15 protein-coding genes are annotated in these 16,779 nt (G+C 36.2%); 9 read left to right on the forward strand and 6 right to left on the reverse strand.

The window, feature by feature from the left end:
- Positions 1 to 5: 5 nt before the first annotated feature.
- Positions 6 to 572: a signal peptidase I gene (gene lepB / locus O5633_RS00215; protein ID WP_269609985.1), complete on the reverse strand. Its 567-nt coding sequence runs from the start codon at positions 570 to 572 to the stop codon at positions 6 to 8.
- A gap of 63 nt (positions 573 to 635) precedes the next feature.
- On the opposite strand from lepB, the gene menD reads away from it, so the two are divergent.
- The 4 genes from menD to O5633_RS00235 are packed head-to-tail and all read left to right on the forward strand — an operon-like array spanning position 636 to position 6,293.
- Positions 636 to 2,432, forward strand: coding sequence for a 2-succinyl-5-enolpyruvyl-6-hydroxy-3-cyclohexene-1-carboxylic-acid synthase (gene menD, locus O5633_RS00220; protein WP_269609986.1), 1,797 nt, complete (start codon positions 636 to 638; stop codon positions 2,430 to 2,432).
- A gap of 13 nt (positions 2,433 to 2,445) precedes the next feature.
- Positions 2,446 to 3,339 carry a 1,4-dihydroxy-2-naphthoyl-CoA synthase gene (gene menB / locus O5633_RS00225; RefSeq protein ID WP_269609988.1) on the forward strand — a complete coding sequence of 298 codons (894 nt, stop codon included), beginning with the start codon at positions 2,446 to 2,448 and terminating at the stop codon, positions 3,337 to 3,339.
- 48 nt (positions 3,340 to 3,387) lie between these two features.
- On the forward strand, positions 3,388 to 4,851 hold the full coding sequence (gene glgA, locus O5633_RS00230; protein ID WP_269609989.1) for a glycogen synthase GlgA: 1,464 nt from the start codon (positions 3,388 to 3,390) through the stop codon (positions 4,849 to 4,851).
- A gap of 44 nt (positions 4,852 to 4,895) precedes the next feature.
- Complete coding sequence (locus O5633_RS00235; protein WP_269609990.1) at positions 4,896 to 6,293, forward strand: UDP-N-acetylmuramoyl-tripeptide--D-alanyl-D-alanine ligase; 1,398 nt, start codon at positions 4,896 to 4,898, stop codon at positions 6,291 to 6,293.
- Positions 6,294 to 6,307: 14 nt separating this feature from the next.
- Here O5633_RS00235 and glmU read toward each other — a convergent pair whose 3' ends face one another.
- Genes glmU through O5633_RS00255 form a run of 4 tightly spaced genes read right to left on the reverse strand, consistent with a single transcriptional unit; the run spans position 6,308 to position 11,550 of the window.
- Positions 6,308 to 7,648: a bifunctional UDP-N-acetylglucosamine diphosphorylase/glucosamine-1-phosphate N-acetyltransferase GlmU gene (gene glmU / locus O5633_RS00240; protein WP_269609991.1), complete on the reverse strand. Its 1,341-nt coding sequence runs from the start codon at positions 7,646 to 7,648 to the stop codon at positions 6,308 to 6,310.
- A 36-nt stretch (positions 7,649 to 7,684) separates the two neighbouring features.
- Entirely contained in the window at positions 7,685 to 8,584 is a 900-nt protein-coding gene (locus O5633_RS00245) for an MnmC family methyltransferase (RefSeq protein WP_269609993.1), read from the reverse strand.
- Between the two features lie 12 nt (positions 8,585 to 8,596).
- A complete protein-coding gene (gene aroA, locus O5633_RS00250) occupies positions 8,597 to 9,931 on the reverse strand; it encodes a 3-phosphoshikimate 1-carboxyvinyltransferase (protein WP_269609994.1) in 1,335 nt (444 codons plus the stop codon).
- Positions 9,932 to 9,984: 53 nt separating this feature from the next.
- The gene (locus tag O5633_RS00255) at positions 9,985 to 11,550 is read right to left on the reverse strand and encodes a UbiD family decarboxylase (RefSeq protein ID WP_269609995.1); all 1,566 of its coding nucleotides are present in this window, start codon (positions 11,548 to 11,550) and stop codon (positions 9,985 to 9,987) included.
- A gap of 64 nt (positions 11,551 to 11,614) precedes the next feature.
- Here O5633_RS00255 and O5633_RS00260 point away from each other — a divergent pair, with 64 nt between their 5' ends.
- From O5633_RS00260 to sds, 5 genes are read left to right on the forward strand one after another with little or no spacing between them, the layout of a single operon-like run.
- A complete protein-coding gene (locus O5633_RS00260; protein WP_269609996.1) occupies positions 11,615 to 12,343 on the forward strand; it encodes a 2-phosphosulfolactate phosphatase family protein in 729 nt (242 codons plus the stop codon).
- A 29-nt stretch (positions 12,344 to 12,372) separates the two neighbouring features.
- Positions 12,373 to 13,197 (forward strand): carbon-nitrogen hydrolase family protein, encoded by an 825-nt coding sequence (locus tag O5633_RS00265; protein ID WP_269609997.1) that lies wholly within the window; start codon positions 12,373 to 12,375, stop codon positions 13,195 to 13,197.
- A complete protein-coding gene (locus tag O5633_RS00270; RefSeq protein WP_269609998.1) occupies positions 13,197 to 14,282 on the forward strand; it encodes an N-acetylmuramoyl-L-alanine amidase in 1,086 nt (361 codons plus the stop codon). Before O5633_RS00265 ends, O5633_RS00270 begins: the two co-directional genes overlap by 1 nt.
- Positions 14,283 to 14,284: 2 nt before the next feature.
- Positions 14,285 to 15,082, forward strand: coding sequence for a glutamate racemase (gene murI / locus O5633_RS00275; RefSeq protein WP_269609999.1), 798 nt, complete (start codon positions 14,285 to 14,287; stop codon positions 15,080 to 15,082).
- A 22-nt stretch (positions 15,083 to 15,104) separates the two neighbouring features.
- On the forward strand, positions 15,105 to 16,076 hold the full coding sequence (gene sds / locus O5633_RS00280; protein ID WP_269610000.1) for a solanesyl diphosphate synthase: 972 nt from the start codon (positions 15,105 to 15,107) through the stop codon (positions 16,074 to 16,076).
- Between the two features lies 1 nt (position 16,077).
- Here the strand turns inward: sds and O5633_RS00285 are convergent, their stop codons facing one another.
- Positions 16,078 to 16,758 (reverse strand): HAD family hydrolase, encoded by a 681-nt coding sequence (locus O5633_RS00285; RefSeq protein WP_269610001.1) that lies wholly within the window; start codon positions 16,756 to 16,758, stop codon positions 16,078 to 16,080.
- Between the last annotated feature and the right edge of the window lie 21 nt (positions 16,759 to 16,779).

Genomic DNA, 16,779 nt, shown 5'->3' on the forward strand with positions numbered 1-16,779 from the left:
TTAGGTTATGGGAACCGAATAGGTCCTATCTTTCTAATTGGCCAGTATCTTGCGAGTGCCGTACCTATTAGATTTTTTTCTGGGAGAGGTCCCCATACATGTGAGTCTAAACTGTTGTTTCGGTTGTCTCCTAAAACCCACAAGGAAAAGTCAGGTACTTTTATTTCGTCCATTTCATACTGAATTGATTCTTTAATCCAAGGTTCATTTATTTCCTTATCATTTCTATATAGTTTTCCATTTGAAACTTTGATTTTGTCTCCAGGTAATCCAACAATTCGTTTGATAAGTGCTGAACCATCACTGTATCCAGCCTCTATAAGTATTTTTGGAGGTTTAAAAACTACAATAGTATTCAAATTTAAATGTTTATCTAGTTTTTGATTAATTCTTGGGGTTATCTTCTCTATCAATATGCGATCTTGAATTTGCAAAGTTGGAATCATTGATCCAGATGGTATCCATCTAGGTTCAACTGCTTGCCATCTTAATAAAAGCGCAATTAATATCCAAATTAATAATCCTTTCCAGCTATTTTGGTTTTGATTTTTTTTTGATCCAGTAGATGTCATGAAATGTTTTTGTTTTAGTTTCCTGTTAAATAGTTTTTTACAAAATTTGAATTAGTTGTTCTTTTGGCAATTTCAATAGCACGTTACAATTTTTTTATTAGCTTAGAGCTCCTTAAAGCCCTTGTGGCAAAGGGAATGAAATATATTGTTCTATGCCCTGGAAGCAGGTCAGGTCCTCTTGCATTAGCAGCAGCAAGTCTCTTTAAAAGAAAGGAATTAACTCTCATAACATCTATTGATGAAAGATCTGCTGCATTTCTTGCCTTGGGAATAAGTGCTGCAAGCGGACAATTAACGGGTGTTATTACAACTTCTGGAACAGCTGTAGCAAATCTTTTACCTGCTGCTGTTGAGGCGGATAGGTCATGTCATCCTCTTTTGTTTCTAACAGCAGATAGGCCTTTGAGATTAAAAGAATGTGGAGCGAATCAAGCAGTTAATCAGCAGGATTTTTTGAAATCAGTTTGTAGATATTTTGATGAATCTCCAAGAGAAGGAATTCATTTGATTTCTAAAGAAAGACTTAGTTCTTTAGTAGAAAAGTCATACGAAATGACCATTAATATGCCTGGTCCAATTCATATAAACCTTGCTTATGAAGAACCTTTACATCCTTGCGAGTTTGATCAGAAAAAAGTTCTTGATGGATGGGAAATTGATGGATTTTTAAAGAATAAAATTACTTCAAGGAACAATCAGTTTATTAAGAATGACCTTTCGCCAAACTTACCCGAATTAGATCCATGGTCATTAGGCATAATTATTGTTGGCCCTTGGAGGGGCAAAGCAAAAGAACTTGTTTCTTTTAGGATTGCATTAAAGAAATGGCAAAATTTAACTGGATGGCCAATACTTGCTGATCCACTCTCTGGAGTCGAAAATAAACAAAAAGGTTTAATAAATCATTGGGATCTTATTTTCTCAATAGGTTTTTTTGAAAGAATTAATGAAATCCAAGTTTTACGCTTGGGCCCACTACCACCAAGTAAAGAATTAAAATTTTGGCTTGAGAAACCTGGGAAAAGTCAATTACTAATCACAGAGGGAGATTACAGAAATCTTGATCCTATTGGTGGCTCAATTCAATTTAGTGAAGGATTTTCTAATTGGTTGAATAAATTCTCTAACAGTATTTCAAAAAATCCTGCAAGCGATAATAAAAATTTTAGTAAAAGATTAACTTCAAATCTTATAAACTATGATTTATTCATTAATGATTGGCTTGATAAAAAGTTATTTGGAAAAGGCTTAATTACAGAACCTGCTTTAGCTAGATTGCTTCCTCGCTTGCTTCCAAATTCTATTCCTGTGATGCTTGCTTCAAGTAGTCCAATAAGAGATTGGTTAAGTTATTCAGGTCGGGGAGCTTTTATAAGAAGGTGTTTTGGATTTAGGGGCTCTTCAGGAATTGATGGAACACTTTCAATGGGGATGGGATTATCAATAATCATGGGAAGGATGATATTAGTAACAGGTGATTTGGCTTTTCTTCATGATACAAATGGTTGGTTATTTTCAAAAGATAGAAATACTAGTCTTATAGTAATCTTGATAGATAATGGAGGCGGAGGTATTTTTAATCAATTAAACATAGATAGACTTCAAGAAGGAGATTTTGAAGAAATTTTTCTTATGCCTCAGCAAGTTTGTCCTCTTTCACTTGCAAAAGCTTATGGAGTGAAATATAAGCAAGTTTCATGCTTAGATGATTTAGAACATGCAATTGAATGGAGCTTTTCTTTATCAACAAATGTATTAATAAGAGTTTGTACTAACTCCTTTGAAGATCATAAATTGAGACTAAGTTTACGCGATGATCTCAAAAGAAGATTATCTGAGAATTTATCAAGCTGTGACTAATTTAATTTGAACAATGGCCTTAAAACCTATTAACCCTAAAAACATCCCTAGAAGAGTTCTCCCTGGAGAAATCATTACTTCATGGGTTGCTGTTGGTGAATACAAAGATATTCTCTTTGATGTTAGCCCTGAGGGTATTGCTCGCGTTGCGATAAATCGTCCTGAAAAAAGAAATGCTTTTCGACCTCAAACAATTTCAGAACTCTGTGATGCTTTTATCCGAATCAGAGAAGATCCTGATATTGGAGTGGTTTTATTTACAGGGGTTGGCCCTTCCAAAGATGGAAAGTTCGCTTTTTGTTCAGGCGGAGATCAGACAATTCGTGGTAATGGAGGATACCTCGGTGATGATGGGATCCCGCGTTTAAATGTTCTAGATTTGCAACGTATAATTCGAAGCCTTCCAAAAGTAGTTATTGCGCTTGTTTCAGGTTTCGCAATCGGAGGAGGACACGTTTTGCATTTGATTTGTGATTTGAGCTTGGCTGCTGATAATGCAGTTTTTGGGCAAACGGGGCCTAAGGTAGGGAGCTTTGATGCTGGATTTGGTTCAAGTTATTTAGCAAGGGTTGTAGGTCAAAAAAAGGCCAGAGAAATTTGGTTTCTATGTAGAAAATATGGAGCAAAGGAAGCATTAGGTATGGGGCTGATAAATGCAATCTCATCAATTAATTTACTCGAGTCTGAAGGGGTTAAATGGGCTAGAGAAATACTTCAAAACAGTCCAACAGCTATAAAATGTTTGAAATTTTCTTTTAATGCTGATACTGATGGATTGGCAGGTATACAAGAGCTCGCTGGACAGGCAACACATCTTTTTTATACGACTGATGAGTCAAAGGAGGGAAGAAATGCTTTCATGGAGAAAAGGGATCCTGATTTCTCTGAATCAAAATGGCTTCCATGATCTTATTTAGTTTATCCAAAAGATAAACCTTTCTTTTTTATGAATTAAATGCGAATACTTTTTGCTGCTGCTGAATGTGCCCCAATGATAAAAGTTGGAGGTATGGGTGATGTTGTTGGATCATTACCTCCCGCGCTTAAAAAGCTTGGACATGACGTTCGATTAATAATTCCAGGTTATGGAAAACTATGGACCTTGATGGATATCGCGCCTGAGCCTATTTTTCGAGGCAACACCATGGGGGTTGATTTTTCAGTTTTTGAAACAAGGCATCCCTCTAATGGGTTGCCAATTTATTTGGTAGGACACCCTTGCTTTGATTCAGAGCGTATATATGGAGGAGAAGATGAAGACTGGAGATTTACTTTTTTTGCTAGTGCAGTCTCTGAATTTGCATGGAACTCATGGAAGCCACAAGTCCTTCATTGTCATGATTGGCATACTGGAATGATCCCAGTTTGGATGCATCAAGACCCTGAAATCAGCACAGTATTTACTATTCATAATCTCAAGTATCAAGGTCCATGGAGATGGAAACTTGATCAGATAACTTGGTGTCCATGGTATATGCATGGTGATCACACCATGGCATCAGCAATGTTGTACGCCGATAGAGTGAATGCAGTATCACCTACATATTCAAGGGAAATCAGGACATCTGAATATGGAGAAAAATTAGAAGGACTTTTAAATTATATTTCAGGTAAATTACGTGGAATATTAAATGGAGTTGATCTAGAAGAGTGGAACCCAGCAACTGATAATTCGTTGCCAGCTAAATTTAGTGCAGATAATATTTCCGGTAGAGCAATTAATAAAAGAGTTCTTCAAGAACGAATGGGACTTGAAGTTAATCCAGACAAATATTTAATGGGTATGGTTGGCAGGCTTGTTGACCAAAAAGGGATTGATCTTTTACTACAGGTAGCTAATAGACTTCTTTCTTACACTGACTCTCAAGTCGTTGTTCTTGGTACTGGAGATCGCTATCTAGAGTCATCTTTATGGCAACTTGCAATTGAGTACCCTGGTCGTTTTTCAGTTTTTCTTACTTATGATGACGCTTTGTCTAGGCTCATTTATGGAGGGGCTGATGCATTCCTAATGCCTAGTCGTTTTGAGCCATGTGGAATCAGTCAGCTATTAGCTATGCGTTATGGTTCTATTCCCATAGTTAGAAAAGTAGGTGGACTAGTTGATACTGTAGAGCCTTATAATCCTATGAATGAAACAGGTTCTGGATTCTGCTTTGATCGGTATGAACCAATTGATTTTTATACAGCACTTGTTCGTTCATGGGAAGCATATAGACATCAAAAAAGTTGGAGGCAATTACAGATAAGAGCAATGTCAAATAAATATAGTTGGGATAGATCAGCTAAGGAATATGAATTGATGTATAAAGATGTTTGTGGAATTAAGGAGCCTTCTCCAGACGCTGCAGAGGTTGAAAAATTTTCTTACGGACAAGAAGCAGATCCTTCAAGGAAAGGAAAAAAGATAAAATCGTAGGGTTTTGAGTATTTAGATTACTTTGCTGCTATTCAAAGAGTTGTATGGATATTATTTTTAAGGATTTAATCAAACTTTGGGGGAAACCAGTTAATCAAGAGAAAATTGACTTTGATTTATCTATAGGTTTTATTTCTACTGATACAAGGACAATTGAAAAAGGAAACTTCTTTGTCCCTTTAGTAGGCAATAGATTTGATGGCCATGATTACTTGGATATTGCTTTTGATATTGGTATACAAGCAGCAATAGTTTCTGAAAAATTTAATGGCTTGGTGCCAAAAGGTCTACCTCATTGGGTGGTACCAGATACTCTGTATGCTTATCAACAGATCGCATTGCTTCACAGGAAAAAATTAAATCTTCCTGTTGTGGCTGTTACCGGATCTGTTGGAAAAACAACTACAAGAGAACTGATTCGCGAAGTACTATCTTCTCTTGGTGAGATTGTTTCAAGCAGAGAAAATGAAAATAATGATGTTGGAGTTACAAAAACTCTGCTTAGAGGGACGAAAAAAGATGCTGCCTATGTTATCGAAATGGGTATGCGTGGCTTAGGTCAAATTGAACGTCTTTCTTGGGTCGCCGAGCCTGATGTTGCTGTAATTACAAATGTAGGACAAGCTCATATTGGTATTCTTGGGAGTAGAGAAAATATCGCAAAAGCGAAGTCAGAAATTACTTCGAATTTAAGATCTGATGGTGTTGTGATTATACCTTTTGGGGATCACCTCTTAGAAAAAGCTTTAAGAAAAAAATGGTCGGGACGAATTGTTCGGGTAGCTATAGAGGATTTTTCATTGAACTGGATAGGATCTAAAGATGATTATCTTGGTGTTAAAGATGTAGAACCAGATTATATATCTCAAATTGACATGCAAAATAATTTCATGTTTTTTGAGGAAAGGAAATTTAAATTGCCCCTTGAAGGAAGACATAATGCTATGAATTTTCTTATGGCATTGACAGTCGCGACAGAATTAGGACTATCAATAAAGAATCTTGATCACTTGAAAATAAATATGCCAATGGGAAGAAATAGATTGGTTGATTGTGGACAATATTTAGTTTTAGATGAGACTTACAATGCCTCTCCTGAATCTGTTATTGCATCTTTAGAGTTATTGGTAAGTAAGCCTGGCAGACATTTTGCAGTTTTAGGAACGATGCTTGAGTTGGGTTCTGAGAGTATTTCACTTCATCAGAAAGTTCTTAAAAAAGCGGTTGAATTAGGTCTTACTGGAATTGTTTTTGTCTCTTGTGGTGAGGAATCTAATATTATAAAAAAGACAATCAAAGAATTACCAAATCATGATGTAGTAAGAACACCAAGAGATGCAGCTGTTACATTATTGTCATGGCTTTCACCTGGAGATAATATTTTAATTAAAGGTAGTCGTAAGTTGGAATTAGAAAAAGTATTGCCTTATTTACAGCAATAACTTAGTTGTTGTAGTTAATCAGCCTTGGTTCTAATCATTGCTTTTGATCTTTCAACTACTAAACTCTTATCTGGAATATCCTTACTTATCGTTGAGCCTGCGCCAATAGTTACATGTGAGCCAATTTTTATGGGTGCAACAAGGACTGAATTTGCACCAGTTTTTGAAAAATCATCAATAATTGTTCTATATTTATTTTTGCCATCAAAATTAGCTGTAATTGTCCCTGCTCCAATATTGATATTTTTCCCTAGAGTTGAATCACCTACATAACTTAAATGATTAATTTTTGTTTTTTCACCGATAAAACTTTTTTTGATTTCTACAAAGTTACCTATTTTAGAATTTTTACTTATGTTTGATTCTGGCCTTATGTGAGCAAATGGACCAATTGATGTATTATTTCCAATTGTTGCTTCATTGATGAATGAATGAATGGCTAAAACATTTTCTGCAAGTGTTGAATTTGTTATGATACAACCTGGTCCTATATGACATCCATTTCCAATATTGCATTTACCACGAAGATGTGTTTGTGGCTCAATAATTACGTCTGTACCAAAGTTCGAATCCTCACTTAGCGAACAACTAATAGGATCAACAAATGAAACTCCTTTACTCATCCATAAGGATTTTAGCTTTTTTTGGATGTAGTGTTCGCATTCAGATAGTTGAAATCTATCGTTAATTCCCTTAATCTCAAATGGATTATCTACCTTGAAATGTAATGCCTTTTTGAGTAAACTTATAGTATCTGTTATATAAAGTTCGTTTTGACTATTTTGGTTAGATAATAAGTTTAAAATGTCTGATAATTGTTGCCAATCAAAACAATAAATGCCTGCATTTATTAATGTATTTTTTCTCTGTGCATTAGTGCAATCTCTCTCTTCAATAATTTCTTTTACTAGTCCTGATTCATCTGTAAATACTCGTCCATATCCTATTGGTGAGTCTAAACTTGCTGATAAAAAAGTTACACTCGCTTTGGACTCTTTATGGAATTTTATAAGTGAACATAGAGTTTCCTCCTTTAATAGTGGTACATCCCCATTCAAGACTAAAAGCTCTCCTTTAAACCCTTTTAACTTTGGTATTAATTGCTGTATCGCATGTCCAGTTCCATTTTGAGGTTGCTGAAGAACAAAATCTAAGTCTTTATGATTCTTTAGGGAATCCTCTACTAACTTAGCTTGATGACCTACAACTACTAATCTTAAGTTTGGCTTAAGCCCCTGAGTACAAGATAAAACTCTATCAATAAGTGATTTTCCTGCCAAAGAGTGAAGAACCTTAGGCAGTTTACTATTCATTCGCGTACCTTTTCCAGCCGCTAAAATTGCGATGGCAAGCATTAGATTAGTTTTTTAGGAAATCTAATTGCTTTATTACTATTGCGCAGTATTCCATCGTTTTCTCCATGATGAAGTGTTTATTAAGTGACTTTTAGATTGCTCTAGTTCTCTTGTCGAAATAATTTCTTTAGATTTTCCTCTCCCTGTTGGATCTCTGTAAGGAATTGATGAACGTGTAGCAAGGTGTTCTACTTCCCTAGTGCTCAAGCCTTTAAGCTGATAATTATTTTTTGAAATGAGCTGTTGTTCTAATTTTTTTTTCATGGCAACTGTACCTGAACTCCATTTTCTTTGATAATCGTTTGATGGAACTATTGAATAGACTTTTAAACCAGCTCTTTTTAAGCTTGCTCTAATTGAGGCAGCAGTTGAATATGTAATCAAGCGCCCGTCGAATGAAAGTCTTTCTGTTAATAAAGAGATGAATTCCTCACTCCATAGCTCAGGACACTTTTGTGGAGAAAAAGGATCAAGAAGAATTAAATCAAACAGTAGAGAATCTTGTATTTCGTATATTTTTTGTCTCGCATCTCCCCAGTGAATAGTTCCTTCGTTAAAACCTTCAGTCCATTTCCCTGATTTGTTTAAGCAATTAAAAAAATCTAATACTTTTGGAGACCAAATCTCCTGAAATATTTTTTCATTAAGACCAAGGCTTAAAGGCCTTTGATCAATCTCTAGTCCATGCCATTCAATTTTAATATTACTTTGAAGTAACTCTCCGAGAATACATCCAGTGTTATACCCTAAGCCCATACAAACATCTAAAACAACTATTTTTTTAGCGTTAGAAAAACGTTCTAATTGAGCTGGTAATAGATATTTATCAATTGATTCTCTGAGTGCTCCGTTTTTATCATGAAATCCTTCTTCATAGTTCAAGCTGTAAAGACTTAAACTCCCGTCTTTTGTCGTATGTTTTTTATAGTCATCCAATTGTAAGAAAAGTTAATTTTTCTGATGAAGTCTCTTAAGATCATTCCAAAAATCAGGATATGAGATTGCTGCAGCCTCACTACGTCGTAATGTCGAATTAGAATTAGCCATTATTGATGCAATAGCTAAACTCATGGCTATGCGGTGATCATCTTCGCTATCAAGTTCGCATCCTTTTAAATTATTTCCTCCATAAATAGTTAAACCGTCTTGATGCTCATCTAATTTTGCTCCCATTCTTATTAATTGCCTGGCCATTACAGCTAATCGATCAGTTTCTTTGACTCTCAATTCACTTGCTCCTTTTATTTTACTGATACCATTACAAAAACATGCTGCTACAGATAATATAGGTATCTCGTCTACAAGCCGAGGCATTATCTCACCATCAATTTTAAATGGTTTCAAGTTCTCTTTGTAGAAAACTTGAATGTCTCCGACAGGCTCACCGGCTACATCCCTTTTGTTTATTATGTTGATATTTGCATCCATTGCTTCTAATACATCAAGTATTCCGGTTCTTGTTGGATTTAAACCAACATTTTCTACAACTAATTCTGATCCGGGTACGATGCTAGCTGCAACGAGCCAAAAAGCAGCGGAACTAATATCACCCGGAACAATAATTGATTGACCTTTTAGCTCTTTACCCGGGGAAACAGTTATATGTCTACCCATTTCACCACCAACTTTTAGATTAGCTCCGAATGCTTTTAACATTCTCTCGCTATGATCTCTCGATCTGGCGGGTTCAATAACAGTTGTTGAGCCTTCTGCATTAAGAGCAGCTAGTAGGATTGCAGATTTTATCTGAGCACTTGCTACTGGAGTACCAATTACGGCACCTCTTAATTTGTTCCCAATAATTGATAGAGGAGCCAAGTCTCCTCCGCATCTTCCAGAAACATTAGCCCCCATCATTTTTAACGGCTGCCCTACTCTTTTCATTGGCCTATTTCGGAGTGATTTGTCTCCTGTAAGGATAAAATGATGATCTTTTTGACCGGCTAATAATCCCATTATTAATCTCATAGTTGTTCCTGAATTTCCGCAGTTCAAAATATCTTCAGGCTCTTGGAGGCCATTTAATCCAACGCCTTCAATTTCAATAATGTCTCCTTTCTTAATAGGACTAATATTTACGCCCATTGACCTGAGGCATTCAGCAGTACTTAATGGATCTTCAGCAGGTAAAAGGCCCTCAATTATTGTTTTCCCTTTGGCAATAGCCCCAAAAAGTAGTGCGCGGTGTGAGATTGATTTATCTCCAGGTACTTTCACTTTCCCACAGAGCTCTCCTCCTTTTTGAAGGTCTCTTAAAGACTGATCTCTAGTGGGAACTTTCAATGAAAAAACAATATATTTTTATATTTTATTTATTGATAAGCTTTATTGCTTATTTATGAATTGTTTATTTGTTTTTGACGCATTAGTTCATCGATAACATACCCAAATAATTCTGGACTTGGTTGGTCGTTTTTCAGCTCCGATAACCCTAGTTCTGCCCATCTTTCATCGACTTTATCTTCAAGCTCTTTAGACCTTGTTAATGGTTTGCCCCAATCATGATTTTTCTCTGGGCCAACTTTTGTTGTTGCATCAATAGCTAATCTGCCTCCTAAACCAATATGTTCACTCGCGAAGTCAAGGGTATCAAAAGGAGTATTTTCAAGGATAAACAAATCTCTTTGAGGGTCAACTTGGCTAGATAAGACCCAAACTACTTGTCTAGGATCTCTTACATTAATGTTGGAGTCGACGACTACGACAAATTTTGTATAGGTAAATTGAGGTAAAGCACTCCAAAAAGCCATTGCAGCTCTTTTAGCTTGACCTGGATACGCTTTATCAATAGAAATGACGGCTAATTTATAACTCAAAGCTTCCATTGGAAGGAAAAAATCAATAATTTCAGGTATTTGTTGTTTAAGTATTGGTGTGTAAATTCGATTTAATGCTATGGCCAGCATGGCCTCTTCTTTTGGAGGCCTACCGCTGAAGGTTGTTAAAAATATTGGTTTTTTCCTTTGAGTCATGCAGTGAAATCTAATCAAAGGAGAGGACTCAGCACCCCCATAAAACCCCATATGGTCTCCAAAAGGACCATCCATCATTTCTTCCCCAGGAGATATTGAGCCTTCTATTACAATTTCACTGTGACTAGGCACCTGAAGATCGATAGTTTTGCATTTGGTTAATCGAACACCTTCTCCTGCATACAAACCTGCAAAAAGCCATTCGCTGAGCTGTACTGGAATAGGTGTTGCTGCAGCCATGACAAGAAGTGGATGAACTCCAATAGCGACAGCAACTTCTAGTTTTTTATTCATGGCAGCTGCTTTGCGAAGATGTCTGGCTCCTCCTCTGACACTTAACCAATGGACTGTCATGCTCTTGGCAGATTGTCTTTGGAGTCTATAAACACCAACATTTGGCACTCCTGTCTCAGGATCTTTTGTTATTACTAGGCCTAAAGTAATGGCACCTCCAGCATCCTCTGGCCAGGGACGTAAGAGTGGTAAATGATTTAAATTTAAATCTTTTTCACCAATTACTTTTTGATGGCATGGTGGTAAAAGATCTATATCTGGACGAGCTTTAAGTAGATCCCATGCAACTGAAGCAAAAGCTTTGGTTTCTTTAAATCCTTTCGGTGGTCGTGGCTGTTGAAGAAGGGCTAATTTTTTCCCTAAATCTTCCAATTCTTCTTGCTTCTCTAAGCCCATACTCCAAACCACACGTTCCATTGTCCCAAGTAAATTCACTGCAACAGGCATTGATGATCCTTTTACATTTTCAAAAAGTAGAGCAGGACCTCCCATTCCAAGGACTCGGTCGCTTATTGCCGCAATTTCTAAGTCACTATCAACTTGACTGCTTATTCTTTTTAATTGACCTTTCTTTTCTAGAAGAGTAAGAAAATCTCTAATGTCCCGTGTAAGAGGTTCTTGACGAAATAATTTCATGAAGGTCTGCACGATTAACCTATTTATCTAGTTACTGTGACGCAAGTTATCAGCCTTTGTGGAAATGAAACTTTCTTATTTTTATGTAGCGGCAGATGTCCCGAGTGGAATTACTCCTGAATCATCAGTAGTGATTGATGTTCTGAGAGCTACAACAACTATTGCCTGGGCTCTTGAAAATGGAGCTGATTCAGTTCAAGTGTTTGCAGATGTTGATGAACTTAAAAATCAGGCAAAGACTTTTGATCCTAAAGATAAAGTACTTGTTGGAGAGAGAGGAGGAAAAAAATTAGATGGATTTGACTTGGGGAATTCTCCATTAGGAGTATCAACTGAGAAAGTAAAAGGGAAAAGAGTTTTCATGAGTACTACCAACGGAACAAGGTCACTCCATCGTGTTAGAGAATCCAAAAGTTTGTATACTATGGCATTGCCAAATAGAAAAGCTATTGCTGAACGATTGAAAAGTGATAATCCCGAAGAAGTTTGGATTGTTGGTAGTGGATGGGAAGGCTCCTACTCTTTAGAGGATTCTTTAGCTGCTGGGGCTTTAGCCTCTCTTTTGATGGATCAATTAGAGTCGGTTCAGATATTAAATGATGAATTGATGGCCTCCATAGCTCTATGGAAAAATTGGGAGAATGATGTTGAAGGATGTTTACGTATTGCAAGTCATGGACAAAGACTTGCAGGAATAGGTAATCATGATGATGATTTCGCTTGTTGCGCTTCTTTGGACAATCTTTCTATTATTCCAAAACAGATTGAAATGGGCGTACTTCGCTCAAACTAACTTTTAAATTATTTTTCTTTTTTAACTCAGTGTCAGATTTTTTGGCTGCGGCCTTACAGCTAACAAGTACCTCAGACATAGAGGCAAATCTCAATGCTGCAGAAGAACAAATTGAGTTAGCGTCAAGGCGCGGGGCTGATCTTGTTGGACTTCCTGAAAACTTTGCATTTTTGGGTGAAGATCAGAAAAAATTAAAAATTGCATCTTCAATCTATGAAAAATGCAATAGTTTTTTAGTAACAATGGCAAGGAGATATCAAGTCGTTTTACTTGGAGGTGGTTTCCCTGTACCTGCTGGCGATGGAGTTAGAACTTTAAATAGAGCCGAGTTGTTTGGAAAGGACGGTCAATCTCTAGCAAGATATGACAAGATTCATCTTTTCGACGTTGATCTACCCGAAGGAAATACCTATAGAGAATCTGAAACAATTGTTTCCGGTAGTGAATCTCCACCTGTTGTTGATGTACCAGGTCTTTGCAAAATCGGATTATCTATTTGTTACGACGTAAGATTCCCAGAACTTTATCGGGATTTGGTTGATAAAGGCGCGGATTTATTAATGATTCCAGCTGCTTTTACCGCTTTTACGGGAAAGGATCATTGGCAAGTTTTACTTCAAGCAAGAGCTATTGAAAATACCGCTTATGTTGTAGCTCCAGCCCAAACTGGTCGCCATTATGGCAGAAGACAAAGTCATGGACATGCGATGGTTATTGATCCATGGGGGACGGTTCTAGCAGATGCAGGGGTTGTTCAAGGGGCCGCAATAGCTCCCGCTGATAAAGAAAGAGTGGAGAGAATAAGAGGACAAATGCCCAGCCTTAAACATAGAAAAACAGAGCTTTTTAGTTGATGTTTCAAGATCAATCTTTAAAGTCAAAATTAGTACTTTTAGCGGGATTTATTTTTTGTTCTAATCTTTTTATTTCTTTGCCGCTCAGATCTGCTAGTGCTCTTGCAGCTTGGGCTTTAACTAATAACGGCAGTCTTAAACTACGAACTTCCTCTGGGGCTAAATTAGATGCTTTTTACCAATCTTCAACCGCTGATAAAGGTGAGAGGGTTTGGATAGATTTCCCTGGAGAATTAAGCCAACCAAGAACTATTAAAGGTAATGGATCAGTTAAGGAAATCAGACTAGGTAAACCTTCCAAGGGTAGAACAAGGCTCGTTATTGAGTTCCTACCATCAGTTGAATTAGAACCCAAAAAACTAAAATTAATTGGCCTATCACCAAACACTTGGGAGTTGGAGCTTATTGGTCTAGAAAGTAATTCTTTTCGTTCTATTGAAGAAGGCAATATCATAAGAAACTCAACCAAAAGAACTTTTGAAAAAATTAAGATTCAAGATTTAGATGTTTCTTCTTTACCCAATGTACCTAATGGAAAGTATAAAGTTGTTATTGATCCAGGACATGGTGGTTCAGACCCTGGTGCTGTTGGAATAAATGGATTAAGAGAGACTGATATTGTTTTAGAAGTATCAAAGAGTGTTTCGAAATTTCTTACAAATAAAGGCGTTAAAACTCTTTTAACTCGGAATTATGAGAGAACATTAGACTTGCAGCCAAGAGTTGCCAAGGCTAATAATTCAAAAGCAGATGTTTTTGTGAGTATTCATGCAAATGCAACAAGAGGAAAGCGAAAAGATGTTAACGGTTTAGAGACATATTATTACTCTGGTTATAAAGGATATTCTTTAGCTAAAAATATTCAAAAACAAATTTTAATTGTTTCTCCACAAAGTCCTGATAGGGGTGTTCGTAGATCACGCTTTTACGTAATTAGAAAAACATCCATGCCCGCAGCTTTAGTAGAGATTGGATTTGTTACTGGCATGTATGATGCAGACTTATTACGACAAAAAGGTTATAGGGATAAAATATCTTTGGCTATCGCTAGGGGCATACTGAATTATCTAAAAGTTTCAAATTAGATATGCGTATTGGATTATTTGATAGTGGTATTGGAGGCTTCACTGTTCTAAAAAAAGTTATTGAGTTATGTCCTAATAATTCATTTATATATTTGGCTGATACAGCAAGACTTCCTTATGGAATAAAGACAACTAATGAGATCAGAAAAATTGCTGAAGAAATATCTTCTTGGTTTAGTTATCAAAATATTGATGCTTTTTTGGTTGCCTGCAACACAACAAATGCCATTGCCTTGGAGGTACTTAAAAAAAATTTAGATGTCCCTGTTTTTGACTTGATTGGGTCTGCTGCTTCAACCATTCAAGAATCTAGGGTAGGTGTTCTCGCAACTCCTTCTACAGTGAAAACTAAGGCTTATACGAATGCTATTTTAGAATCTAAGCCAAAAACTTTTGTAATTGAGCAACCATGCCCTGAATTTGTTCCAATGATTGAAATGGATAATATTAATTCAGAGGAGATTACTGATGTTGCGACTAGATATTTACAACCTATTTTAAAACAAAAAATTCATTCTTTAATTCTTGGCTGTAGTCACTACCCTCTCATAACTCCTTTGCTGACTGGGATCTTACCCTCTAGTGTTAAATTGATTGACCCCGCAGATGCTCTTTCTTTAAAATTAAAGTTGTTTATGGATTCAAAAACAAGCAATTATTCAAAGAAAAAAAATTTAGTTGATTTAAAGTTTTACGTAACTTCCAATTTTGAAAATTTCCCCAATAAAGCTAAGCATTGGTTAAATGTGTTTCCTGAAGTTAATCTCGTTTCACTGCAGAAGAAGGGCTGGGTCTCTTAATATCAAAAAGTAGAGCGGTTTTATGACCACAGCAACGGAAATTCTTCAACCTGTAGAACTTGATCTAGAAGCTTTGCTTTTGGATCTTCGCAGCCTCATAGGTGCTGGACACCCTATTTTGCAAGCTGCTGCGGAACATCTTTTTAGTGCAGGCGGCAAACGTTTAAGACCTGGAATTGTTTTATTGATTTCAAGAGCTTTGACATCTGAGAAGGACCTTCCTTTGAAGCATCGAAAATTGGCCCAGATTACTGAAATGATTCATACCGCTTCTCTCGTGCATGATGATGTTGTTGATGAAGCTGATACACGAAGAGGTGTTGAAACTGTTCATAGTAGATTTGATCCCAAGATAGCTGTTCTTGCAGGAGATTTTCTATTTGCTCAAGCAAGTTGGCATTTGGCAAATCTTGAGAATTTAGATGTTGTTAAATTGTTAAGTAGGGTGATTATGGATTTAGCTGAAGGTGAAATAAAGCAAGGTCTTAATAGATTTGATTCAAGTCAATCCTTTGAGAGTTATTTAGAAAAAAGTTATTGTAAAACTGCTTCTCTAATTGCCAACAGTTCCAAGGCTATTGGTGTTTTATCTGATGTGGATCAAGAGAGCTTAAATTCACTTTATTTTTTTGGAAGACAGTTAGGATTAGCTTTTCAGGTAGTTGATGATATTCTCGACTTCACTGGAAATGATGAACAATTAGGTAAACCAGCAGCTAGTGATCTTCAAAGTGGCTATCTTACTGCACCTGTTTTCTATGCTTTGGAAGAGAATCCTGCTCTTAGTAAACTTATTAATGATAAATTTGCCCAAAAAGATGATCTTGAAAAGGCTCTATTTCTCGTAAGAGATTCAAGTGCGATCAAAAAATCAAGAGAATTAGCCGAAAAATTTGCTTCTGAATCAAAAGATTCAATTTCATGGTTGCCAGATTCACCATCAAAGAAAGCATTACTTGAATTGCCAGAATTTGTAATTAGCAGACTTTATTAATTCAATACGCATTTAATATTTGTTCAATTTCTTCTAAATGATTGATTTGTATTAAATTATCGTGTTGATCAAAAACTTCTTTTTTTGGAAGTTCATCACGTTTTTCTTTTAAAAAGAAAACAAAACATCCGGCCTCCAATGCTGAAGATACTCCAGAAATTGAATCTTCAACAGCCCAACATTCTTGAGGAGAAATATTTAATTTTTTAGCGGCTAATAGATATGGATCTGGAGCTGGTTTCCCTTTGGCTAGTAATTTGTCATCGCCAAGAACCATTACAGAAAATAGATTCATCCATTGATGAGGAGCAGTTTTTATTTGAAAAGATTCAGAGCTGCTACTGGTCACTAACGCCATTGGGATATTGTTTTCATTACACATTTTGACCAAACTCTCTCCACCTTGCATTGCTTGTGCATTGAGGATAAGTTTTCTTGAGATGGGCTTATGTAGGTTTAGTAATTCTTTCACCTTGACTGCCTTTGGAATTAATTTAACCAGTTCATTAGCACAATCAATTCTTCTTTTTCCTCTTAATAATTTTAGTTGGTTATGAGTTAGATTTAGATTAAAAAGTGCGGCTGTTTCTCTCCATGCTTGTCCATGTAAGGGTTCTGAATCAATTAGAACTCCATCAAGATCAAATAAAAATGCTTTAGGAAAATTCCAATTTTTCTTCATTATGAATTTGTTTTAAATAAG

This window comes from Prochlorococcus marinus str. MIT 1013 (genome assembly GCF_027359395.1).
In the GTDB taxonomy this organism is placed as follows: Bacteria; Cyanobacteriota; Cyanobacteriia; order PCC-6307; family Cyanobiaceae; genus Prochlorococcus_B; species Prochlorococcus_B marinus_E.

Excerpts from the sequence above, each read along its gene's own strand:
- lepB (WP_269609985.1), bottom strand. The coding sequence starts at position 572 with ATGACATCTACTGGATCAAAAAAAAATCAAAACCAAAATAGCTGGAAA.
- menB (WP_269609988.1), top strand. The coding sequence starts at position 2,446 with ATGGCCTTAAAACCTATTAACCCTAAAAACATCCCTAGAAGAGTTCTC.
- glgA (WP_269609989.1), top strand. The coding sequence starts at position 3,388 with ATGCGAATACTTTTTGCTGCTGCTGAATGTGCCCCAATGATAAAAGTT.
- O5633_RS00235 (WP_269609990.1), top strand. The coding sequence starts at position 4,896 with ATGGATATTATTTTTAAGGATTTAATCAAACTTTGGGGGAAACCAGTT.
- glmU (WP_269609991.1), bottom strand. The coding sequence starts at position 7,648 with ATGCTTGCCATCGCAATTTTAGCGGCTGGAAAAGGTACGCGAATGAAT.
- O5633_RS00255 (WP_269609995.1), bottom strand. The coding sequence starts at position 11,550 with ATGAAATTATTTCGTCAAGAACCTCTTACACGGGACATTAGAGATTTT.
- O5633_RS00260 (WP_269609996.1), top strand. The coding sequence starts at position 11,615 with ATGAAACTTTCTTATTTTTATGTAGCGGCAGATGTCCCGAGTGGAATT.
- O5633_RS00270 (WP_269609998.1), top strand. The coding sequence starts at position 13,197 with ATGTTTCAAGATCAATCTTTAAAGTCAAAATTAGTACTTTTAGCGGGA.
- murI (WP_269609999.1), top strand. The coding sequence starts at position 14,285 with ATGCGTATTGGATTATTTGATAGTGGTATTGGAGGCTTCACTGTTCTA.
- sds (WP_269610000.1), top strand. The coding sequence starts at position 15,105 with ATGACCACAGCAACGGAAATTCTTCAACCTGTAGAACTTGATCTAGAA.
- O5633_RS00285 (WP_269610001.1), bottom strand. The coding sequence starts at position 16,758 with ATGAAGAAAAATTGGAATTTTCCTAAAGCATTTTTATTTGATCTTGAT.